Below are 23167 nucleotides of genomic sequence, written 5' to 3' on the forward strand. Positions count from 1 at the left end.
GCTGTATATTTAGTACAATAGATTGTCCTTTGAATCTTTATCGAAAAATAGTGCTTTCTGCATATCGAGAGATAGAATAAGCTTCTCGTTTTCCTCAAAGTTGTGATCGGCTCGGGTTCGAACAATCAGTAGATTGGGCATTCCGATATCCATGTACAAATACATATCCGCCCCCATCAATTCGTTGATCTTTTGAATCCCGTTAATTTGAGCATAGGAGGTAGCATCACTCACAGCCGGATTTACATGGATATTCTCACAGCGAATTCCTAAAACGACGGTTCTGTTTACTTTGTTTTTCATCTTTAAAACGTTCGACTGACTCGCAGGAATTTCCAAATAATATCGGTTAGTATGAAACTCTAGCTTGCCGTCCGTGCTTTCCATAATTTTCCCCTCAATTAAATTGATCGGGGGCGTGCCGATAAATCCGGCGACGAACATATTTCTCGGATGATTGTAAATCTTTTGAGGTGTGTCTACCTGCTGGATAATCCCGTCTTTCATAACGACGATGCGATGTCCCATTGTCATTGCTTCCACCTGATCATGCGTCACGTACACCATCGTCACGCCAAGCTGCTTGTGAAGCTTTATGATCTCCGTTCTCATTTGGACTCTCAGTTTAGCATCCAAATTGGATAGAGGCTCATCCATTAAGAAAACTTGAGGATCACGGACTATAGCTCGGCCGAGGGCTACACGTTGACGCTGGCCGCCGGAGAGCTGCTTAGGCTTCCTGTCCAGAAATGGTTCAATTTCCAATATCCTCGACGATTTTTTGACAGCCTGATCGATCTCATGTTTTGGCATTTTACGTAAGCGCAATCCGAACGCGATATTTTCGTACACACTCATGTTCGGGTATAAGGCGTAATTTTGAAATACCATCGCAATATCCCTATCCTTCGGCGGCAAATGGTTGACCAATTGATCTCCGATATAAAGTTCTCCTGATGTTATATCCTCCAAGCCGGCGATCATCCTGAGTGTCGTAGATTTACCGCAGCCAGACGGACCTACCATGACAAGAAATTCTCCGTCGTGTATTTCCAAATGGAAATCTTTAACAGCATATCCACCATCTTTACCATAACGTTTTTCTACGTGATTCAAAAGAATGCGCCCCATTGCGGCACCTCCGATAGTCTGTTTCAAACTTCCCGATGATAACGGTTTCAGTTCATTATACATCCATCGACTTTTTAACTTATAGGTGATGATTGCTTACTCTATAGGTGAATCATGCTTTCAACTGACGTGCTAACCAATCGTATGATTGTCTTCCGCACACTTCATGTTTTCCTGGAAAAAGATCAACTTCGAATTCCTTCCCCGTTCCCTCCGCATAATAAATCTCTTTAAGTTTGAATACTGCTTCCTGTACAGAAGCAACTGGAAATAGCGGGTCTTCGATTCCCGATTCGACAAACAGCGCTCTCGGTGCGATCAGTCCGATCAACTCAGGAAGATCCGCGTAAGGAAGAATCGAGGGTAAATAATTGTCAATGCAATGATTCATTGCTAATAAGCTTCCTCTAAAAGTGCTTGTAAACGCACAAATAACGGTAGCCTTAACACGTTCGTCCAGAGCGGAAGTGAGCGAAGCAATTAAACCACCACCGGAAAATCCCATGCATCCGATCCGATTCGGATCTACATCCTCTCGAGTTAACAAATAATCAAGTGATCTGATTGCCTCATAAATCCGCAGACCGGCTAACGTTTTTCCATAAAGCAGCAGACGGGAAGCAAGCGAAAAGCAGGAACTGCTTTTTTTCGGATCCTTATCCTTGTCCGCCGACAGCCTACGATCACCGAACCCGATGATCTCGGGCGCTACGACGATCATACCCCTTTGTACAAGTTTCAAAGCAAAATGCTGATGGATGCCCGGGGGCGCGTCATCCGTGGTTCCGTCTGGCTTTAAACCGACGATCTCCCTGCTTCCGTATCCGTGTCCGTGCCATGCAAGCACGGTCGGCGCTCTACCCATGAGCCGTTTCGGAATCAGTATGAATGCAGCAACCTGAAGGTTTATATCAGTCGTATAAATGACACGCTCTAGATAGTGATCTCCTTTATCCATCCTCTCGAGTACAATGGGATTCAATTCACCTGCCGTATCGGGGATTTCCCCCAAACTTTCAAGTAGTTTTGACCGTACATCGGCTTTTCTTTCGTTCCATGGCTTTTTGAGCGCATGCCTAGATTCATCATTCATGTTGTTATATACATGTTCCAAGTAGTCATCCGGATTCCACATCGATTATTCCTCCACTTTAATAAATTAAAAAAAGAGCTGTTCCATAGCTATGGTCAGCCCCCACCCAAATTAATACGTTATAGCTTTATCTTCGAACTCTTGGAAATTTTGTCGATATTGTCGAGGCGTTACCCCTGTTTTTTTACGGAATAGAGCATGGAAAAACTTCATATCCTGATAACCGACTTGATTGGCGATTTGATAAATCGGAATATCGGAAGATTTCAACAGTTCGCAGCATTTTTGAATGCGTACGTTTTGCAAGTATTGCGTGAAAGACAGTCCCGTTGATTTTTTAAATAAGCGTTGAAAATGACTGGCACTTAAAAAAAAGTAATCCGCCACATGCTGAACCGTAAGGTTTTGTGTGTAATGGGATTTGATGAAATGTACGACTTCTTCCAACATCCGAAAAGGAACAGCCTCCGATTCATTCTTCAATTCAAAGCGCTGCAGCATCACCAGCATTTGGATCAGCAAAGCGGTCAGAATGGTCTCAAAGCCGGTGCTCCGCTTCAAATATTCACGGTACATATTGTCAACGATCGTTGAGAATGTATCATGCTTATCTTGAAAATGCAGCCACCGCTCCGGACACTTACATGGAAACGTGATGGAATTGTAGGTGTGAGATTCTTCCTGCAGAAGATGCATCCAGTTCTCCATTAGCCCAACTCGGAAAATGCAGTTATATATGACGAGCATTTTATCCTGCGTCGGAGATGACGGCCTAAATACATGTGATGTTCCAATTGGAATCACAAACAGATCTCCCTGTTTAATCGGAATCACTTGATCTTCAATGTAGTGATAACCGCTTCCTTCCCCCACATAACTGATTTCAACGAAATCATGCGTGTGCTGGGTGGTTGTAAACGATTCCAATTCACGATTTATGAAAATATCCATCTTTCCGTCAAAAAACAAGTCTCCACTTAAATGACCAATTCTACCATTCATGACCATCACCTCCAGCACATAATTTCAACCCTCTTTTACCCATTCTTCCTCTAGACAAACATGTTTGATTCCTTTACGTAAATATGAAAAAGCAATATGAATCTTACCATCACGCGTGGAGATAATCGAAGGGTATGAATACCCGATTTCGCTATCTTTGTACTCCAAATCCGCCATCTGTACGTTTCTGAAATAAGGCCATGTTTTTCCTTCGTCTTCTGAGATGGCTAACGTAAGCGGTGTACGCAGCGGTTTTTTGCGGAATTCGCCCTTCCTTTGGACCCACCTGAATTGGTCACGCTCCATCGTGGAGTTGTTATAGATCAAAGCCAGATGGCCGTTCTGCAGCTTGATGAACTGCATCGAGGAATTGTTGTTCGGCAGTTCACTCTTGACGGGAACCGTCCAGCTTTTTCCGTTGTCGTGAGAAAAACTTGTATAGATACGGTCCGCTTGGCGGCTTCGGAACATTGCATAGAGCGTACCATCGTTTAATTCAACAACGTTCATTTGCACCCTATGAGTGCTTCCCTGCACTTCGAATTCCTTCCATGTTTTCCCTTGATCCGAGCTGATTTGCACAACGCTGTAGTGCCCGTCAAGCTTACAGTAATACGTCGGGAGCAGCCAATCGCCATTTTTGAGCACGAGCAGAGGATGCCTCAGAAATATGCCCAGACCGTCAAACAAAACCTCAGTCGGACTCCAAGTTAATCCGTGGTCTTCCGATATGCGATAAACAATCCTTGAGGTTTTTTGATTATGGGGCTCGTTGGATGTATGGAACAGCCAAAGTTTGCCATCTAGCGCTTGATGAAGAATCGGATTTTGCTCGGATCGTTCCGGATCACCCGAAAGCTGCACCGGAAAAGTCCATTGATTGGATCCGGCAGGGAATCTCGACATTAAGACATTTGTATCAGGATTACCCTCCCCACTGCCCGAAAACCACACACAGAGCAGGTCGCCGTTGTCAAGTTCCAGCAAATTGGCGGCATGGTTGTCATTTGGATACGGAATAGGAAGGAAAGCTTCCCTCAGATACGGATCCGTCTCCGACTGTACGACAACTCCATTGAAACGTTTCATTTAGAACACACTCCTTGTCCGCATGGTACACCATTTCACTATAAATCCATTTCCTTCCAAGTTAACTCTATTCGACAAAGCGTAGGGTTTGAAAAAACAAGTTTGCCTTTTACATACAAACAGTAGCCTTCCTCGATATCCGGAATATCTGAGGACACATTCGGTTTCCGGTAAGTGATCCGTATTTCCGAGCCAGCTATCTTAACACGGTCCAAGCAAAAATAATCCAATCCCGTATTCAGAGGATCTAGGACTACCCCCTCTTTTTCAATAGATAATCCCGCCACATGTGAAATCAACAGATCGATATAATAAGAGTGATTGTATTCCTGTTCGTCACTTAACGGTTCCCCCGTTGCGCTGTTGTAATGCTCAACAAGACCAGGTTGGTTTAAATCCCTTTGAATAAAATGGAGAAACGAATATTCGCGCAGATAATAGGCAAACTGACGATCGAATTGATGATTTCTTCGCTTGCTTTCCTTTGCGAGCGCATCGAGCGCAATCGAATTGGTATAAGGCCAGGTCGGACCGTCCCAGACGCAGCCGTTCCTTCCTTTGACAAAATGGCCCATCCAGCCCCCTTCTTTCGAATAGGCAGGGCAATCGATGGAAACAGACGGGAACGAGCACTTCGTATGAAATTCCTGTTCATTGAACAGATGCTCGATCATCCCATTGAAACGATCGTCAAGGATTTCCGCCCAACCGGGATAAAACCCGACAATATTTTTGACAAACGCTTTCTCGTCTGTCTGATAATGAAGGTCGTAAAAGAACTTTGTATCATCATTCCACATTTTGTCAAGAATGTCCTGCTTGATATTGTCAGCTTGTCGATAAAATTCTTCTGCTTCCGCATCACCCGTAACCTCGCACAATTTAGCAATGCCCAGCGTGTTCAGATAGTGATAGACGGCGCGATCCACCCTTTTGAGATGAGTGTAGGTTGCCTTGTCTTTCGGATTCTTCGGAAATTGGTGGAAATACCAATAACTTGGCTGATATTCTTTTCCCGTCCGAGTATGTTTGTATTCGATCATCAAATGATCCTGATCGTTACCATTCACACGGTTCCATGCCGAAACATTCAATTTCATGGCAGGCAGTATGTCGGATATCATTTCGGTGTTTCGATGTACGAGATACAGTTTGTAGGCGGCCCAGCAAGAGAAGTTAGCAAACGAATGCATGATGGTATCTACCGTCAAGCAACTAAACATGCCGTCTTCTCCTGGAGCATTCTTCATGTTTAGGAATGGACCTTCGCCATATACTGGATCGTGGTACCATCTGGCATCCATAATATGCAGGGGAACGGACAGATTGATCAGCTTGCTGAACTCCCACCCCCCTTTGCTGAAGGGCTTTTTACTTTTTTTATGAGATCTTCCCTCGTAAAACAATGGATAGGACAAGTGACCGTACTGTGGATCGGCCAAATTGTGCCGAAGCAGAAACCAACGATAGGTCCAAGTCTTGTTTAACACAGGGTCGCTGCTGGTAAATGTCGGTGTTTTTTCAAACCAGATTTGATACTCATTACTCTGATTTTCTATGACCTGATCCGTTGTGTAACCGCTTTCTGCATACGCCGAAGCCCGTTCCTTTAGCAAGCCGGTGTCATCCTGTCCGGAAATTCCGAATGCTGCCGAGACGATAATCGCTTTGGATTCTCCTGGTTTCAAACGCACTTCTTCGAGCAATGCGGGATCGCTGACGGCAATTACACCTGTGACATCAAAGCTGTAATGCTCGATGTTAAACATTCCATATAGATAATTCCCTTTGTATTCCAAGAACGCATCTCCATACGTCTCCAATCGTAATACGAGTTCCTCGCTGCTTCGATTCGTCCAAGTCTGACAGGAAACTGCACAATCGTTCCAAGAGATGAACTTGCGTTCAACCAATGAAAGACGATTACCTGTATATGCCATGAACAAGTGACTCGGAAACCATTCGGTATGGCACGGCTCAAAGCTTTCTTCCAAATTGTTCGTTATCTTAAACAACAAAGGAATATTCACTTTATGAATAAAATCGAACCGTCCAGAAAAACCAGGTACGGGATCCAAATAATCGGCCCACAACCGCGCTCCGGTCGAACCGAGCAAGAGTGCACCGGGGAGCGTACGAAGCGCTTTTTTTCCCGCGCGCAATTTTTCGTCCAATCGGCTGCCAGCTGGCATGGATGACCTCCCATCCCATAACTACTTATGGGTGTATTATATTACGATGTCTATTATATCGAATTCATCTAAGAGATTGATGGTGGTTATCCGCTCAATCTATAGGTCAATCATGCCAAATCTGCAAGTGTGATTTTCCAGAAGGCAATGCGTTCACGCTTCCAAGTATAGGTCACATATAGGTCAAGACCGCTTGCAACTATAGCCGGATAGGAATACTGTTTTTCACCTTCATCCAGCACAATTTCATTTTCCCATGTAAGGCCGTTGTCCCCAGAAAGCCGAATGACGAGCGGCGTTCTCGGTCCCTTATTCTTCCCGTTCTCCGGTCGAGTAGGATTGTAGATCAGCGCAATTGTGCCGTTGTTAAGCTTCACCAGATCAATCCCACTGTTATTATTGGGTAATTCGGTGGGATACGCAGGACACCACGTTCTTCCCCCGTCCGTCGAATCGCTCCGGTATATAGTCCCTTCGGTGCTTCGGGTGAGCATATGCACGATTCCAGGGGTAGATTCCCATAAGGTCGGCTGAATAATGCCTTTTCCTTTTATACGGCTATGTTCCAAAGGGACGATTTCACTGCGAGTCCAGGTTTCTCCTCCGTCGAACGAGAGGTCGACGAATACATCCCAGGCTGGTTCCAGTGAAGCAGGGGCCGCAATCGTTCCGTCGTGCAGTACAATCGGTTTGTTTTTAACGGGACCCCTTCCTCCCTTATCCCCCTCAACCAAAGGAACCGGAGGCGTCCATGTATTTCCGTTATCCGTAGAGCGAATAACCATTGTTTCCCATTCGGCAATACTGGTTCCGACTTTATAATAAAGGAATAGAATGCCTTCATTCGTTCGGAAAAGGACGGGATTCCAATGGGGTACATCCTCTTGATCCGCCACTTTCACGGGTGGCGTCCATCCCCGGTCTCCCCTTCGTGATATCCAAATCGCAACATCTCCGGCTTTCTCTCGTGTTCCCCCGAACCATGCGGCAATCACATCGCCCCCTGGCAGCAGTTCCAAAGTGGATGCGTGACAGCTGAGGAAGGGTCTCTCCTCCTCAAAAATGAATTCCTTTACGGTATTGACATATCTCATCCTTTAACCTCCGATATAGGAACGATTTCGTAATAGAATCCTTCGCCTGTTTCAAACACCGACTTGTCGTTAGACGAACGGTAGATTTGTCCATTCAGAAGGATTTGAACCGGCTGAGCGGTCAATAGCCGACACTTCTTACCGGCAATCGACTTAATGAAGGCGCGTGATAGTTTTCCATCCTCCCATTCCATGTCGATTTCAAACCCACCACGGGCTCTCAATCCCTTCACGCTACCACGGCGCCACTGGGGCGGTAAGGCAGGGAGGAGACGGATCATTCCGGCGTGGCTTTGCAGCAGCATTTCCGCAATGCCTGACATACCGGCAAAATTACCGTCAATTTGAAAAATATTCAACTTCACCTTAGGATGCCGGTGAGCATTCATCATATTGGGGTGCAGCCCAGCCAGCAAGTCGTTTAAGAATCGGCGTGCTTCTATCGGCTCACCCAACCGCGCCCAAAAGTTGACTGTCCAAGCGCAGCTCCAGCCCGTGTGCGCTCCGCCATGAGCAAGACGACGTTCGAGTGTTTTCCTACAGGCTTCGAACAGTTCAGGCTGTCCATGAAGTGTAACTTGATCCAGTGGATGAAGAGCGACCAAATGTCCGATGTGTCGGTGTCCCGGTTCCAACTCCTCGAAGTCTTCGTCCCATTCCTGCAGCTGGCCGAATTTTCCGATTCGGAACGGGGGGATTTGGCTCAATGCCGTTTCCAGTTGTCCCCTAAACGTGTAATCTAGGTTTAGAATGCGGCTGGCTTCTATACAGCGGGCAAACAAACTATTGATTAGCGCCAAATCCATCGTCGTTCCTTTTGTTACGCTGCTTCGCTGCCCGTCCGGGGTAATGAAGAAATTTTCAGGGGAAGTAGACGGGCAGGTGACCAAATAGCCATTCGGATCCTCGATAAGAAAGTCCAGACAAAACAGCGCGGCTTCTTTCATTGCCGGATACGCTTGTTTGAGAAATTGTTCATCCTGGCTGAAAGCGTAATGCTCCCACAAGTGTTGGCATAACCAAGCGCCGGCCATCGGCCAAAATGCCCAACTAGGCGATCCACCTACCGGTGTCGCCGTACGCCACAAATCAATGTTGTGATGCGCGGTCCATCCCCTGCTGCGATAATGGATACTGGCCACTTTCCGGCCTGTGATCCTTAAGTCTTCGATCAGATCAAACAGCGGTCGGTGGCATTCCGCAAGATTGCCGACCTCCGCCGGCCAATAGTTCATTTCAACATTAATGTTTGTTGTCCAGCTGCTGCACCACGGTGGTTGGATCTTATCGTTCCAAATGCCTTGCAGATTCGCCGGCTGCGTACCAGGACGGGAGCTGGATATAAGCAAATATCTCCCGAACTGAAAGAAAAGTGCTGCGAGTCCAGGATCGTTATACCCATTTTTGACTGCCTGAATGCGGACATCCGTAGGTAGAATGCTTTTGTCTTCCCCTCCGTCGCCAATGTCGATAGAAACTCTGCCGAATAGTTCGGCGTATTCGGTCGTATGCTGCTCTTTCAAACGATCGTACCCCAGTCGTACAGCATTCGTAAGCCATGGAACACACAAGTCTGAAGGATCTTTGCCCAGTACGACCGGATCTTTCTCGAAGCCGTTGTAGCTGGTAGCGGTGGCCAACAGCAGAGTAACCGATCCTTTCCCGCTGAAGCGAATCCGCCCACCGCTGACTTCCACCCTTCCGCTCTCCGCTGCTGCTTGAAGGTGGATTTCGAAACCGATTCCTTTCCCCTCGGCATAGTGAATGGGATCGGATGATTTGACCGTGTTAGGCAAAACATGATACGGGCAGCGGCCGGAGAGCGTCACCCGGTCTACAGAAGTTTTGCGTACGGAAAACTGCAGCGGGCTGTGAAGGATGGCAGTAAAACTGGTTTTTTTCTCGCTGTGCAAATGTATCGCCATCACTTGATCAACGGCTGATACGAACACTTCACGTGTGAAGACAACACCATTTTGACAGTAACGCACCCGTACAATTCCAGCTTCCAGATCTAATTCCCTGTGATAATTCGATATTTCGCCCTCTTCGTCAAAGATAAGCTCCAAATCCCCGAGAGGCATGTAGGACTCAATATCCGGCCCTTCCATGTACTGTTCAATAATCTGCTCCGCTTCTGCGTACTTCTTCGAAAATATCAATTCACGCACAGGGTCCAAATGCCGCTCCGCATCATAGCGAACCGTCTCCCGAGGTTCCCCCGACCAAAGCGTGTCCTCGTTCAATTGAATGTGTTCTCGGTCCGTACCGCCATACACCATACCGCCAAACCGGCCGTTGCCGATAGGTAGCGCTTCGAACCAATCCTTGGCCGGCTGAGTATACCAGAGTGTGGATCTCTTTTCGGACATAGACTCTCTCCCCATCTGTCGATTACTTACTCATACAGCCAATCCAATGTGTTGATGCCATCATTTTTGTGCTCGACATTCCTTGGTCGAATTTCTAGATCAGCAGGTACGACGCCTAAAACCAAGTAAGCTCCCTTGCCGAAATCAAGCGAATGCCGTCCTGCTTCGTAACGAAACGTATGGACATTGACAGACGGATACGCGTATAGACGCAATCCTTTTTGCAATACCGGAGCATACCCGCCCAAGTCGTCCGCGTGTGTGTTTTCCTCCAAGCTTGGGACTTGGAGCCACTGCTCATCCTTCGAATTGAAATATCCGATCAACACCTTGGATGGCTGATGTAATTCGATATCGATCGTTACTCCGTTCAGACTCGCTTCCATTTGGCTGAATCGGATTCCCGTCAAACCATCCAGCTCTTCCGCACAACCGACGATGTGAATATCCCCATCCATAAACACTTGTGCTTCTTTCTCAACTAGGAATGTTTCCGCGTTACCGGACAGCAATGTGAACGGCACCTCCCGGCATGGAACAATCGGTTCTTTCATGTTCTTCAGCGCCTCAGGCATTGTGCCTGACTTTAATTCATTCAGATGGAACTGGAAGCGTTCCAACTCTAACTCATAGACTGGCAAGCACCCCGTCCAGTGCTTGAATTCAAGACCATTACGGATCGGAACTTTCCGCTGCGGCGTCTGCATACTGTTGGCGAATAAATATGACTTTTCCGTCAAAGCCGTCAGCAGTCGATAGCTATTCAAGCTGCTCTCTAGCTGATCAGCGGCTTCTTCCAACCATTCCAATTGTTTGAAAAACTCCCCGAAAACCGTATGCTTGTAGGTCAAAATTAGCAGTGCCGCCCGGACTTTATGCACATACACCTGCACCATATGATGAATCGCATGCATGTCATCGAACAAGCGATTAAATTCATCCCAGTTTCGTTTCACCAACTTGCGCGCCCGTTCAATCGCTTGCACCGCATCTTTCGCATGCCTACTGACATCAGCAATAATTTCCGGCGGCGTCTCTCCGACGTGCGGTTCGCCTTTCAACTCCCGGATCACATATTCCTCCAGTCGTTCACCTTGAGGCGACTGGGACTCCCATAAATCTGGCCACGGCATGTGCCGTTCCGGATTCGTCAATTGACTCATGGTCATCCCCAGGCTCATCGTTTGACGGTTGCCTTCGGTAATGCCGAACCGCCGCAGCAACTTGGGCGCACATTCTCCGGACGCTTCGTATGCGTCCAGTATCGCTTCGCCTGCTTCCGGGCTGCCGTATCTGTTGCCAAGCACTTCAATCCAGTAATGCCTTTCGGCTGCTGGATCGCGATCCGGGTTCCAAGCGTAACGGAACCAGGCTGTGAACCAAATCCAATCGCGATCCAATTGTTTCAGCCTAGGCTGTGCCAAATCTGGTGAAAATGGCCAATCCCAGAAAAACAACGGATACAGATGAAGCCCGTTCGCTTTCAGCCGATATTTGGCCGCCTGCATGCATTTTTGGATAAACGAAGGCGCCCCGTAGCGGAAAGGTTCCAGGTTAGCAAGTATATGTACATTGACGATATGAATCGTTTTCAGCGAGCCGAGACGGTTGTGAATATCCTGCCATTTGCCGCGTGGCGTATACGTAGTCAACGATTCGCCGTTATATTTGGCCTCCGTATACAGATTCGGATACAGAGGCAGCGCCGCTTCAATGACTTTTTGTGGCTCTATCGCGTGTGAACGTAGAATAATCGGCGGTTTTTCCTTCACATCTGAATCCTTAAGTCCTTCCAACAAGCCTGCAAGAATCGTTTCGTTAAACCATTCCACTCCGTAAATCTGTCCTTGCAGCGCTTCCCCAAGGCAGACCATCATCCCCACGTTAGGGAAAGTTCGGACAAAAGCGGCGATCGATTGCTTATAGTAATCACTTGTTATAGGTAGCGGCTTCGGCTGATGCAGCTTCAACCCGTGCTTCTCCGCAAATGGAAGCGGAATATGTATATTATAGAACTTCAATACGAGCCATATGCCCCGCCGATCCGCTTCTTGCGCCACCCAACGGAATGTTTCAACGTTCAGTGCAAACTCGTCTTCCGTAACTTCAAGCGCCTCCGGGTAATCAGCCAATCTCACTAACGAGGAGAAGGGGTGGCCAGCCCACAAATAGACGATGTTGCACCGCTGTTCCAGCAGCATGTCGAGAAAATCCTGCCACAATGACCGGTCGTAAAACCAGGGGAATCGCGTGGGGGTAATCGGATATTCATACGTCTGACGTGGCGGTTCGACGGTTGTTTTCTGCAGTCCGATCGCCGGTCCCCTCAGCGCAAAGTGCGGAGCGTCTCCATAGGCGATATCTTCGGGCAGAAGCCCTGCAGTGCGAACACGCTGCGCAAGCTCCATGCAGCCGTACAGAACTCCAGAATCGCTGCCCCCGGAAACCGTCATCAGATTCCCCGGCAAAGCGGCAATATAGAATCCTTCTCCTTCCGGAGCTTCCGTATGATACAGGAGTACGTCACGTTCTTCCAACTGCCGCAGCAATTCAGATTCATTGCGGTTTCCCACAAAGATTTTTCTTCCCGTTATTGACCGATAGCTGTCCCACGTCCAGGACACTTCTTCAACTTTCACATCATATCCGTAGTCCAGCAATGCTTGTTTCAGCAGCCGGATGCCATTTTCCACCCGCGGGGCAGGATTGGGTGCGTATCCAAGAGTGATAGCTTTCATCGTTTTTACCCAACCTCCATTCTTTTTTGCTTTATTTTAAAAATAGTTCGATGACCGGCACCGTAACATTCGGTTTCTTGACAGGAAGCGATAACGTCACTGTATGCTCATCTCGCCCTTCCTTGAAGGCTCCATTATCAATACCGCTTGGCACAAAACCTTCCTTAAATCTGATTTCCGATGCGTCGTTTAGAAATTGAGCATATTCCACTTTGCCTGCGAATCCGTGAAGATGGATATTTTTAAACGGCCAACTGTATACATGCAAATACATGCGATTCATCTGCGGATTGTAGGTTAACCGACAATCTTCGGGGCATTCGAACGTTTCCGGAGCCTGTGTACATCCGTATATAGAGCGGTTGTGCCGCTTCATCCATTCTCCCATTCCCTTCAATCGTTCAATCGCACGCTCGTCGAATTCACCACGTCCGGTAGGGCCAACATTCAGCAAAAGATTGCCTCCCTTGCTGACAACATCAATCATCATTTTGATTAGTACTTCAACGCTCTTCCATGACTCTTCTTCACGGTGATAGCCCCACGAACCGCTGAAGGTATGGCATGTTTCCCATACGACGCGCTTACCGTTTACCTGGACCCATTTGGTCGGCATATACTGTTCAGGAGTTGTAATATCGCCCCCAACCTGTAAGCGGTCGTTCAATAAAATATTCGGCTGTAGGGTCCGGATCATCCGGACCAACTCTTCGCTGCCCCAATCTTCCTTGCCTTTGCCCGCCAACCCGTTTTCTTCAGGGAATGAAAAATCATAAAACATCAGATCCACTTGTCCGAAATCCGTCAGCAATTCCTTCGTTTGTCCGTACAAATAGTTCCGGTAATTGGCGAAGTCCAGCGTGGTGTTCCCGGCGATACGATTGGGATCGAAGCGAAGCGGATGCTTCGGATCAACCGTATAATGGGGGTGATGCCAGTCGAGCAGCGAATAATAAAAGCCGACTTTCATATCGCGTTTGCGAAACGCGTCTACCATCGGTCTTAACACATCACGGCCGGCCGGCGAGTTCGGTGCTTTGTAATCGGTGAGCTTGCTGTCCCATAAGCAAAAGCCCTCATGGTGCTTCGTCGTCACCACGAAGTACTTCATGCCCGCGTCAGAAGCGAGCTGTGCCCAAAGATCGGGATCGTACAAATCGGGATCAAATCTTTTGAAATATTTTCGGCTGTACTGTTCCCCGCTCAATTTTTCCCGGGATTGCAGCCATTCATGCCTAGCTGCAAGCGAATATAGTCCCCAATGGATAAACATTCCGAATCGGTCATGTGTAAACCATTCACTATCTCCTGCGGTTTTCTCAACTTCGAATGTCATAGTCTCTCTCCCTTGTTATGATTAACCGTTCGATCTTTAATCGAAGACCTGTAGCACGGACCTGCCACCGTCCACAACGAGATTCGCTCCGGCAATGAATCCCGCTTCATCAGAAGCAAGAAAAACGGCCGCATTCGCCACGTCTTCCGGTTTACCGAATCGCCCGATAGGGTGTGTTGCCAGCATGGCATTGCACTTCTGTTCTCTGTTCGAAAAGGACTGTATGTAGGTCTCGGCAAGCGGGGTCTCGATATACCCCGGGCTAATGGTATTCGCACGGATTCCCTGACCTCCGAAATCGACACAAATTCCTTGGGCCATCGCAAGCATGCCTGCTTTGGAAGAGTGATAAGGGAAATGATTTCGTTGCGTACGGATAACATGGGTCGAGCCGATGTTGACAATGCTGCCTCCACCCTGTTCCATCATGAACGGAATTGCGTGCTTGCAGCAGTACCACGCGCTTTTCAAATTCAAATTCATCACGTGATCCCAAGCTGCTTCGTCAGCCGTTACGACATTCGTACTGCAAGTAACCCCGGCGTTGTTAACGAGAATATGCAGGGCACCGAAATATGTTTTGGCGGCTTCCATCAATGCCATTACGCTGTTTTCGGCGCGAATGTCGGCTCGGACAAACAAGGCGTTCCCACCTGCTTCTTCGATCTCTTTGACGACACGCACTCCCTCTTCGGAAATGTCATTGACGATCACGCAGGCTCCCTCTTCGGCGAATCGCCGTGCGACGGCTTCTCCGATACCGGAAGCAGCTCCGGTAACAACAGCTACTTTACGCTCCAATCTCATGTGTGACACTTGTCTCCGCTCCCAGACTCAATCCAACATCTGTCCACCGAGAAATGAATGTATAACTTCCTGAACCGGCGCTGTAAACGGATTTGTTGTATTCTGTCCCTAAATAATGAACTCCCTCGGTTTCGTGCCCATCCTCATTCATGACGGCACCCGGCACATAAATCGTGGCCGTTGTGTTCACAGGAATTTGCACTTTCAAAATGAACAACGACCGCTCCAATTTCCACTCTACTCGGATCCTGCCGTATACAGAATGAAATTCGCCTTTGGCAAAATGGAGCCCGCCGCCCGGTCGGGGATGGATCACGATATGCTTGTAACCCGGTCTGTCCTCGTCTGTGTTGATCCCCATAATATTTTGATACATCCACTCGCCAACTGAACCCAATGAGTAATGATTAAACGAATTCATACCCGGATTTTGGAATCCGTTTGTTTCTGTCCAGGCGTCCCATCGTTCCCAAATGGTCGTAGCTCCATGCTTGATGGAATAAAGCCAAGAAGGGAAAGTACCTTGATTGAGCAAGGTGTAAGCAAGATCTTCTCTCCCCCCTTCGGTTAAAGCGGGAAGCAGATACCCGACGCCGAGAAAACCTGTCGTTAAATGATTACCGTGGAGCTGAATATTTCCCGCCAAATGTCGAACTGCAAGTTTGCGCTGCTCTTCTGTCAGTAGGTTCATCTTAAGTGCAAGTACGTATACGGTCTGCGTATCTCCTTTGATACGTCCGGCCTCATCCACAAACGCTTCCGTGAAAGCTTGTTGGATCCTTTCAAACAAATCCGCGTATTTACGCGTATCTTCTTCCTTGCCAAGCGTCTTCGCAGATTTGGACAACAGTAAGGTGCTGTAGGCGAAATAAGCGGTATCGAGCACGTCTTTTGGCGTGTCCGCATGGATGGAGAGCCAATCACCATAATTCGAGTAACCCGTTCGGATCAAGTTCACCGAGTTCGCTTGTAAATACTCCACCCATCTGACCATTGCCGGATAGCATTCTTCCAAATTTCTTTGATCGCCATACACCTGGTAAACGGTCCAAGGAATAATAACCCCCGCATCCCCCCATCCGCCATTGTCAGGAGCATGCCAGTTAAGTTCCGCATGATTATGCTTAAACTCTTCCCAGCCGGAATCCGGCGCCACATCAGGAAAAGCTCCTGAAGGACGCTGGGCATCGATTACATCGATCATATACTTATTGAAAAAGCGTCCGACATCCATATTAAAACTGGCCGTACGAGCAAAAATTTGCGCATCTCCCGTCCAACCAAGCCGTTCATCACGCTGCGGACAGTCCGTCGGCACACTGAGAAAATTGCCACGTTGTCCCCACTCGATATTGCTTAGAAGCTTATTCAACATGACATTGGAAGTTTCTAACCAACCCGTTTGCGGCGTAGCCGAATGAACCACTCTGCCGATGACCGTTTGCAGCGTGGGCGAACTCGTCAATCCTATTACTTCCACATACCGGAAGCCGTGAAAAGTAAAGTGAGGTTCCAGACATTCCTCCCTATCTCCTCTCAAGATGTATGTCTCCTGCTGAACGGCTTCGCGCAGATTAATGGTGTATAACGTATTGTCTTCATTCAACATTTCCGCGCAGCTGACAGTAACTTCCTGACCCTCTTGCCCGTCTTCAATTTGAAGACGAACCCATCCGACCATATTTTGTCCCATGTCAAATAGGTAAGAGCCACGGGGTGTTTTCTTCATGCTGATCGGCAGTAGTTCCTTCATGACTTGAACAGGAGGATCTACTTGTGCGGTCAGAATCCCTTCGTAACGTTCCAAAACGACAGGCGTCTCCCAAGAGTCATCATCAAATCCCGGCAAGCTCCAACCCTTCGGTTCCAGACGGGCATCAAAGCTTTCGCCTTTTAGTAAATCTGAATACAGAATTGGACCTGCAAACGCTTTCCATGATTCGTCGGTCACAACAACATGATTGGAACCATCCTCATATTCGATATGCAGCTCAAGGAGCAGATATGGGTTGTCTCCGTATCTGTTCGGACCGAACATTCCCACGTGACCGGCATACCATCCTGTGCCTAGGATCGCACCTAGAGCCATACTTCCGGTAATCAGATACGCCGTTACGTCGTAGGTCTGAACCTGTACCCTGATATTGTAATCTGTCCACCCAGGGGCAAAATAATCTCTCCCAACCCTTTCACCGTTGATGTGCAGTTCATACAAGCCCAAAGCACTTGCATAAATGAAAGCCTGACGGACCGGCTTTTCGATTCGGAATGTTTTTCTCATATAGGGAGATGGCAAAAGCTCTGTGTTCTGAGGTTTTGTTCTGCCAATCCAGCATGCTTGCCATTCATTTTGGTTTAGAATACCCATCGACCAATGAGCCGACCTGCTCCACTCAGACACGATATCGCGTTTATCCCAAACCCTGACCTGCCAATAATAAACCCGTTTTGATTCTAGAGGTGTTCCCCCATAAGAGACATGGATCGATTGGTCGGACTCAACCTTTCCGCTGTCCCATAGATCGCCTTTATTCTCATTCAACAGTTCCGGACGAGATGCTACCAATACGTGATAGGCCGATTGGACCTGACCGTATTCTTCCGATTCCATAATCCAGCTTAAGCGGGGAACGGTCGTAACAATGCCTAACGGATTCTCGATGTATTCCGTTTTTAGCTCAGAAACTTTCATAGTCCTCTCCTCCTATAGACAAACTCACTTTACCGGGATACTTGAGTCAAGTGTATCTAAAATTCAACTTTCGTTTATAGGGCAAATTCACCTATTTTATAGGCGACGCCTTCCACCTCTCCATGAATCTCTTGATAAAAGTCATGAAAAAGACTGCATCCATAGTGAATGGCATGCAGTCTGAATAAAGCAAAAGCTAATTTTTGTTTGGGGTACCTGTAACCGCCTTCAGCCAAGTTGTGGCCATCAGCATATCTCCAAGCGTGTTCATGTGTACGCCGTCAGTCGTTAAGTCCTGACCTGTTTCACACTGTAAGAAATCGATGAATGCTTCATGCGTCGGCACAAGGATGCCATTGAATTCTTCCGTCAGACGGTTGACAATGTCCACGTAAGGCTTCAGTAACTGGGTCCCTGTAGAATCAGGATACTCCTTGATCACCGTAGGTTGCATGAGAATCGTACGACAATTGGGTATTTGTTTCGTTTGATCCAGCAGGTTGCGATACACCGCTTCGAACTTGACGGGGTACACCTGATCCGCATCTGGCGAATCCAATTGCCGCCATACATCATTGATGCCGATAGAAATCGAAACCCACTGCGGTTGGTGATCCATTACGTCGATTCTCCATCTTTTTTCCAAATCAATCACGCGGTTTCCGGATACACCTTCATTGATTATTTTTAACGACAGCTTCGGGTACACCGCAGTGAGATAATCGTGCAGCAGCCGTACATATCCCGAGCCCAGCTTCAAGGGGTCCTTTTTTCTTCCTTTGTCTGTTATGCTGTCACCAATAAATACGATTTTGTCCTTAGCTTTAAACGGCACTGTAACACCTCCTCGTATTTTAACTCCCTGATCGACTGCCTTGAGTCAAACAGGCAGCAGCATCGAATTCCCCAAAAGATCAGCCGTTCTTCTCAAACGTTTACATTTTGTTTTGTCAAAAGCTGCTGCTTGAACAGATGATATAGTGCACCCAGCTGCTCCACCTCAAACCTTTGGTTCTCTCTGAAAGCACTAGAATCTCTGGTTCGGCATTGAATCGCTAGGGGTAGGCCTATTTTTTGTAGATGATATTTCGCATTGACGGGATACATCTGTAGTTCGATCAAGGACGCTGGTCCGACAAACGCTTGTATCATTTCTGCCCTATTGGTCTCTAAATCCCAACACTCCATCAGACGTACATACAGCTCGGGGTGAAAATTGGCCATCACGCCACTGAAGCCGGCTGCGCCCAAACGTAACGATTCGAGCAGTGTTGCAGAATTAGCATTGAATATTTTCAATGGACTTCCTTTCACCGCATCGATTTTCTCGGCAATATGTGTAAGATTGCAACTCGTGTCCTTGAGAAACCCAAACCTGCCCGTCTCTGCGCACCATTTGAGCAGTTTCGGGGTCATCAGCCTTTTGTAAGGATATGGGCATTCGTAAATACCAAAAAGCACATCCGGCACTCGATCCAGCAGCTGCATGGCCCGGTTCAACCACACATCGTCCGATTCTTCCGGCCCGGCAAGCCGGTTGCTGACCAACACGACCGCATCAACTCCCGTGCCAGTCATCCGCTGAAGCTCTTCCACCTGTTCATCGAATCCGTCTGAGATATGGCCAGAAGCTATCACCGGCACACGGCCAGAAGCTTTTTCCTTAACGAACCGCGCGATCGCAACTCTCTCCTCCAATGATAAGTAAAACATTTCACTCGATTGGCAGACCGCGAAAAGACCGTGAACACCTTGGGCAATATACCATTCGACCAATTGTCCTAATGCGCCATAGTCCACTTCGTTGGAATTCGTGAACGGGGTCAGCATCGTTGGCCAAACCCCATTCGGAATGTTTACATCCTTCATCTTCAACACCTCATCCTGATCATTTTATGATGCCTTCACTCATATATCGATCCATCACGATTCTCAGCTCCCCTTTGGCTGACGAAGTGAGAGGTTGAACCGGCAGTCGCGGTTCTCCCGCCGGCAAACCGATCATGTTCATCACTTCCTTCAAAACGGACGGCAGGGTACCCAGTGAGAACGCACTGCGCAGAGCACGCAGCTTTCGCTGCGACAATTCGGCTTCTTCCGGTTTACCCTGCTTCCATAAATCGTAAATGGAACTGACGACCTCCGGGAATACATTGGCTGTTGCGGCGATGGCTCCGTGTCCGCCAGCCATCAGTGTCGGTAAAATGAGCGAGTCGGTCCCTGCTAGTACAGCAAAATCCGGCTCGCACAGCTCTAAAACTTGCAAAATGTTATCAAAACTTCCGCTGCTGTCTTTAATTCCAACAATGTTAGGCACTTTACTTAACTCCATGACCGTCCGAGGTAAAAGGGAGTTGCCGGTCCGCGCCGGAATGTTATACAAAATAATAGGCAGTGCCGTCGCTTCCGCAACCGTACGGAAATGCCCGATCAGCTCCTGCTGCGTAAACGTCAAAAAATAGGGAGTGATTATCGATAACGCATCGGCTCCCATTTGTTCCAAGCGTGCAGCCAACTGGGCCGTTTCCATTGTTCCGACGCACCCTGCGCCCACATAAACCGGAAGTTGTCCTTGCGCTTCTTCTATAACGATCTCGGCAACTCGCAGCTTTTCCTCCATAGTCAAAGTAAAGAACTCCCCATTGGTACCGAGGCAAAACAGACCGTGAACGTTTGCACCCGCGAACCTGCGGACTAATTGTCGCAATGCGGACTCGTTGATGTTTTGAGTTTCGTCAAAAGGGGTGATCATAGCGGGAATGATGCCAGAGGGCTTTAACATCGTATCTCTCCTTATTTGGATCGGATGGTAGAATGAGTAAGGTCATCTGCAATGACAGCGACTTTCTATTGTGATTTCCTCCTTAGAGTTTTGCTTTAGCAAATCTTACTTCGTAAGCATTTACGGTGAAGGGCATTTTTGAATAAGAGTCTTTGGAGGCTGTTAATTTACCATTTTTATCGCTCTTATTGGAAATAGGAGTCCCTGGAAGCTGTTATTCTTCAGTTTTCTCCTTAATTTCGGTGAAAATCAAACTAATAACAGTCTTTGGAGACTGCTATTTGAAGAACTCGATCTAATGTTGAAGAAATAGAAGTCCCTGGAAGCTCTTATTTACAGAACGATAGCTCATCCGCTCACCAACAAAACAACCGTTTCTGGTGATTTCAAGGATAATGAAATTAGCGGGAGAAATTCCAGATATACACTCCCCCCGTACTTCAGGGGAATAGTTTCCTATAAACAGACTTGATCGATTCCAAGTCCATCGGCTTCGGATTATTATTTAATAGCCTGGTGACCTTTGATGCGGCGTCCGACAGATCATCCACATCCCGTTCCGTAATGCCGAATTCTCGCAAATTTTGCGGGATATGCATGTCTGAAGTCCACTCGAAAATTTGCTCGATCACTAGATCGGAGGAGTCCTTTCTTCCCCTTTTTTCCACCTGCAACCCCATGGCTTTGGCAACGTTTCCGAGCCGCCCTGATATGGCATCCATATTATAGGCCATAACATGCGGAAGCAGCATCGAGTTTGCGACTCCATGCGAAATGTTGAACTTTCCTCCGAGCGGATACGCGAGGGCATGCACGGCTGCTGTACCAGCCGCACTCAACGCCATACCGCCGTACATCGACCCGAGCAGCATCTTCTCCCTCGCCTCCAGATCCGAGCCGGTATGATACGCATGAACCAAGCTGTCTGCAATCAAGCGTATCGATTCCAAGGCAAACATGTCGCTTAGCGGGTTGGCCTTATTGGATATATACGATTCCAAGGCATGCGTAAACGCATCCATTCCTGTTGCAGCCGTGATCGGCTGTGGCAGGCTTACTGTCAAAACAGGGTCGATAATGACCAGCTTGGGCAGCAAGTGTCTGCTGATTACACCAACCTTCAACTCTTCTTCTGGAACGGTTACAATCGCATTGGGTGTCACTTCAGAGCCGGTGCCTGAAGTCGTCGGCACAAGCACTGTTGGAATACCCGGTTGCGAAACCTGATCGTTACCGATCAAGCTCTGTAAGTCAACCGGATTCGTCAGCAAAACAGAAAACAATTTCGTAGCGTCAAGAACGCTTCCTCCACCAATACCGATCAGCAAATCTACAGGTTCTGCGGAGATGTTACCGAATACTACGCGTATATTGTCAACCGTCGGTTCCGGTTTCACCTCCGTTATACAACGGCTGGATATACCCACTTGCTTTAGCTCGACGGCGATTTGCTCGATGACCCCCAACGCTACTATGGAAGGCTGTGTAACGATCACTACATGCCGAAACTCACCAAGCAACTTGATTCGCGGAATCAGTTGGGCGATGATGTTACGTCCGGCGATAATGCTGCCAGCTGTCTGAAACATGTACGGATTGGATACATAATCGACTTTCACTTTAGTCCCCCTTTCGAACAAAGCTTCCACAATTTTCCCTCATCCTACGCCCGCTTACAGACGATGTCAATGCAGCTGTAATTTGAAGATGCAATCGCCCTATATATCGGATTCAATCCCCCCCATAGTAGAAAGAGGTATGATAGTAATCTTAAAAATAGGTTACATCTGTCGCAAGTTCCAACTATAGTTGAGGAGTGTGAAAACGATGAATATTGGGCCCTATGAAACACCTTATAAATTAGGTAGACCGGTGCTTGTCGGATCCGGCATCCCCGGTCATTTTGATGAACGTGCCGTTGATTGCCCCTTTGTCTTTCAGCATAACGATAAGTTTTACATGATGTATGTAGGGTTTGACGGTACAGGTTATCAAACAGCCTTGGCCACAAGCAAAGACCTATTAAACTGGGATCACCTAAGTGTCATCTTACGACGAAATGAAGGTTCAGGTTGGGATTCAAAAAATATAGCAGGTACATGGATATTGAAAGAAAATCGGATTGATGCTCCTCCAGTGCTAAAGAAATGGAACAACAAATACTGGCTGCTCTATCACGCCTATCCTGAGTTCGGGTACGAAGAAGGTTCTGCAAAAATCGGAATCGCATGGACGGAAGATGAACAGTTGCTGGAGTGGCACAGATGCCCTGATCCGATTCTAACCCCGGAGGCAGGTGCGGATTGGGAAAAAGGCGGTTTATACAAGGAATGCCTAATTGAACATGAAGGCACTTTCTATTTGTTTTATAATGCCAAAAACACGAATAAGGGAAAATGGATTGAACAAACGGGCGTTGCTCTCTCCAATAACCTGATAGAGTGGCAGAGATACGAACAAAACCCCATATTACGTATCTCTCCAGAAAAATGGGACTCTGGTTTTGTCAGCGACCCTTGTGTTTTACAGGATAAAGACCAATGGGTCATGTACTTTTTTGGCTATAATTACAAGCAAGCACAAGAAGGAATTGCGCTTTCGAAGGATCTTTTACACTGGGACAAATATCCCGATCCGATCATTCGCGTTGGAGAAGAGGGAACCATCGACTCCATTTTTGCCCACAAACCTTCCGTCATTACGCATAATGGCGTACTATATCACTTCTATTGCTCCTGCAGACCCTATAAGGAAGGCGACCCGACAAAAAATTACGGTAAAGAGTTCCGAACGATCAGTGTGGCTGCCTCACAAGATATCTTTCGTCAATGAATTCCGA

16 protein-coding genes are annotated in these 23167 nt (G+C 47.6%); 1 reads left to right on the forward strand and 15 read right to left on the reverse strand.

Annotation, left to right across the window (positions count from 1 at the left end; all coding sequences use genetic code 11):
- Positions 1-9: 9 nt before the first annotated feature.
- The 15 genes from AC58UU_RS13555 to AC58UU_RS13625 all read right to left on the reverse strand — a co-directional run bounded on the left by AC58UU_RS13555 (position 10) and on the right by AC58UU_RS13625 (position 21917).
- Positions 10-1131 (reverse strand): ABC transporter ATP-binding protein, encoded by a 1122-nt coding sequence (locus AC58UU_RS13555; protein WP_497316391.1) that lies wholly within the window; start codon positions 1129-1131, stop codon positions 10-12.
- 112 nt (positions 1132-1243) lie between these two features.
- A complete protein-coding gene (locus AC58UU_RS13560; protein ID WP_497316393.1) occupies positions 1244-2266 on the reverse strand; it encodes a dienelactone hydrolase family protein in 1023 nt (340 codons plus the stop codon).
- A 69-nt stretch (positions 2267-2335) separates the two neighbouring features.
- A complete protein-coding gene (locus AC58UU_RS13565; protein WP_057301704.1) occupies positions 2336-3226 on the reverse strand; it encodes an AraC family transcriptional regulator in 891 nt (296 codons plus the stop codon).
- A gap of 24 nt (positions 3227-3250) precedes the next feature.
- Entirely contained in the window at positions 3251-4315 is a 1065-nt protein-coding gene (locus AC58UU_RS13570) for a sialidase family protein (RefSeq protein ID WP_497316395.1), read from the reverse strand.
- 38 nt (positions 4316-4353) lie between these two features.
- Positions 4354-6507 (reverse strand): MGH1-like glycoside hydrolase domain-containing protein, encoded by a 2154-nt coding sequence (locus AC58UU_RS13575; protein ID WP_497316397.1) that lies wholly within the window; start codon positions 6505-6507, stop codon positions 4354-4356.
- Between the two features lie 110 nt (positions 6508-6617).
- Complete coding sequence (locus AC58UU_RS13580; protein ID WP_497316399.1) at positions 6618-7601, reverse strand: sialidase family protein; 984 nt, start codon at positions 7599-7601, stop codon at positions 6618-6620.
- Positions 7598-9973 (reverse strand): glycosyl hydrolase family 95 catalytic domain-containing protein, encoded by a 2376-nt coding sequence (locus AC58UU_RS13585; RefSeq protein WP_497316401.1) that lies wholly within the window; start codon positions 9971-9973, stop codon positions 7598-7600. Before AC58UU_RS13585 ends, AC58UU_RS13580 begins: the two co-directional genes overlap by 4 nt.
- Positions 9974-9999: 26 nt before the next feature.
- Complete coding sequence (locus AC58UU_RS13590) at positions 10000-12711, reverse strand: hypothetical protein (protein WP_497316403.1); 2712 nt, start codon at positions 12709-12711, stop codon at positions 10000-10002.
- Positions 12712-12742: 31 nt separating this feature from the next.
- Complete coding sequence (locus AC58UU_RS13595; protein ID WP_497316405.1) at positions 12743-14047, reverse strand: alpha-L-fucosidase; 1305 nt, start codon at positions 14045-14047, stop codon at positions 12743-12745.
- Between the two features lie 36 nt (positions 14048-14083).
- Complete coding sequence (locus AC58UU_RS13600; protein WP_497316814.1) at positions 14084-14854, reverse strand: SDR family NAD(P)-dependent oxidoreductase; 771 nt, start codon at positions 14852-14854, stop codon at positions 14084-14086.
- Entirely contained in the window at positions 14838-17546 is a 2709-nt protein-coding gene (locus tag AC58UU_RS13605) for a family 78 glycoside hydrolase catalytic domain (protein WP_497316407.1), read from the reverse strand. Before AC58UU_RS13605 ends, AC58UU_RS13600 begins: the two co-directional genes overlap by 17 nt.
- 196 nt (positions 17547-17742) lie before the next feature.
- Positions 17743-18381, reverse strand: coding sequence for an SGNH/GDSL hydrolase family protein (locus AC58UU_RS13610; protein ID WP_497316409.1), 639 nt, complete (start codon positions 18379-18381; stop codon positions 17743-17745).
- A gap of 92 nt (positions 18382-18473) precedes the next feature.
- Positions 18474-19415, reverse strand: coding sequence for a dihydrodipicolinate synthase family protein (locus AC58UU_RS13615; protein ID WP_497316411.1), 942 nt, complete (start codon positions 19413-19415; stop codon positions 18474-18476).
- A gap of 19 nt (positions 19416-19434) precedes the next feature.
- Positions 19435-20328: a 4-hydroxy-tetrahydrodipicolinate synthase gene (gene dapA, locus AC58UU_RS13620; RefSeq protein WP_497316413.1), complete on the reverse strand. Its 894-nt coding sequence runs from the start codon at positions 20326-20328 to the stop codon at positions 19435-19437.
- Between the two features lie 440 nt (positions 20329-20768).
- On the reverse strand, positions 20769-21917 hold the full coding sequence (locus AC58UU_RS13625) for an iron-containing alcohol dehydrogenase (protein ID WP_497316816.1): 1149 nt from the start codon (positions 21915-21917) through the stop codon (positions 20769-20771).
- 238 nt (positions 21918-22155) lie between these two features.
- On the opposite strand from AC58UU_RS13625, the gene AC58UU_RS13630 reads away from it, so the two are divergent.
- The gene (locus AC58UU_RS13630; RefSeq protein WP_497316415.1) at positions 22156-23160 is read left to right on the forward strand and encodes a glycoside hydrolase family protein; all 1005 of its coding nucleotides are present in this window, start codon (positions 22156-22158) and stop codon (positions 23158-23160) included.
- Positions 23161-23167: the final 7 nt, after the last annotated feature.

This window comes from Paenibacillus sp. JT22N1, assembly GCF_059692155.1.

Excerpts from the sequence above, each read along its gene's own strand:
- dapA (WP_497316413.1), bottom strand. The coding sequence starts at position 20,328 with ATGTTAAAGCCCTCTGGCATCATTCCCGCTATGATCACCCCTTTTGAC.
- AC58UU_RS13630 (WP_497316415.1), top strand. The coding sequence starts at position 22,156 with ATGAATATTGGGCCCTATGAAACACCTTATAAATTAGGTAGACCGGTG.
- AC58UU_RS13555 (WP_497316391.1), bottom strand. The coding sequence starts at position 1,131 with ATGGGGCGCATTCTTTTGAATCACGTAGAAAAACGTTATGGTAAAGAT.
- AC58UU_RS13595 (WP_497316405.1), bottom strand. The coding sequence starts at position 14,047 with ATGACATTCGAAGTTGAGAAAACCGCAGGAGATAGTGAATGGTTTACA.
- AC58UU_RS13615 (WP_497316411.1), bottom strand. The coding sequence starts at position 19,415 with ATGAAGGATGTAAACATTCCGAATGGGGTTTGGCCAACGATGCTGACC.
- AC58UU_RS13625 (WP_497316816.1), bottom strand. The coding sequence starts at position 21,917 with ATGTTTCAGACAGCTGGCAGCATTATCGCCGGACGTAACATCATCGCC.
- AC58UU_RS13580 (WP_497316399.1), bottom strand. The coding sequence starts at position 7,601 with ATGAGATATGTCAATACCGTAAAGGAATTCATTTTTGAGGAGGAGAGA.
- AC58UU_RS13565 (WP_057301704.1), bottom strand. The coding sequence starts at position 3,226 with ATGAATGGTAGAATTGGTCATTTAAGTGGAGACTTGTTTTTTGACGGA.
- AC58UU_RS13575 (WP_497316397.1), bottom strand. The coding sequence starts at position 6,507 with ATGCCAGCTGGCAGCCGATTGGACGAAAAATTGCGCGCGGGAAAAAAA.
- AC58UU_RS13570 (WP_497316395.1), bottom strand. The coding sequence starts at position 4,315 with ATGAAACGTTTCAATGGAGTTGTCGTACAGTCGGAGACGGATCCGTAT.
- AC58UU_RS13585 (WP_497316401.1), bottom strand. The coding sequence starts at position 9,973 with ATGTCCGAAAAGAGATCCACACTCTGGTATACTCAGCCGGCCAAGGAT.
- AC58UU_RS13605 (WP_497316407.1), bottom strand. The coding sequence starts at position 17,546 with ATGAAAGTTTCTGAGCTAAAAACGGAATACATCGAGAATCCGTTAGGC.
- AC58UU_RS13590 (WP_497316403.1), bottom strand. The coding sequence starts at position 12,711 with ATGAAAGCTATCACTCTTGGATACGCACCCAATCCTGCCCCGCGGGTG.
- AC58UU_RS13600 (WP_497316814.1), bottom strand. The coding sequence starts at position 14,854 with ATGAGATTGGAGCGTAAAGTAGCTGTTGTTACCGGAGCTGCTTCCGGT.
- AC58UU_RS13560 (WP_497316393.1), bottom strand. The coding sequence starts at position 2,266 with ATGTGGAATCCGGATGACTACTTGGAACATGTATATAACAACATGAAT.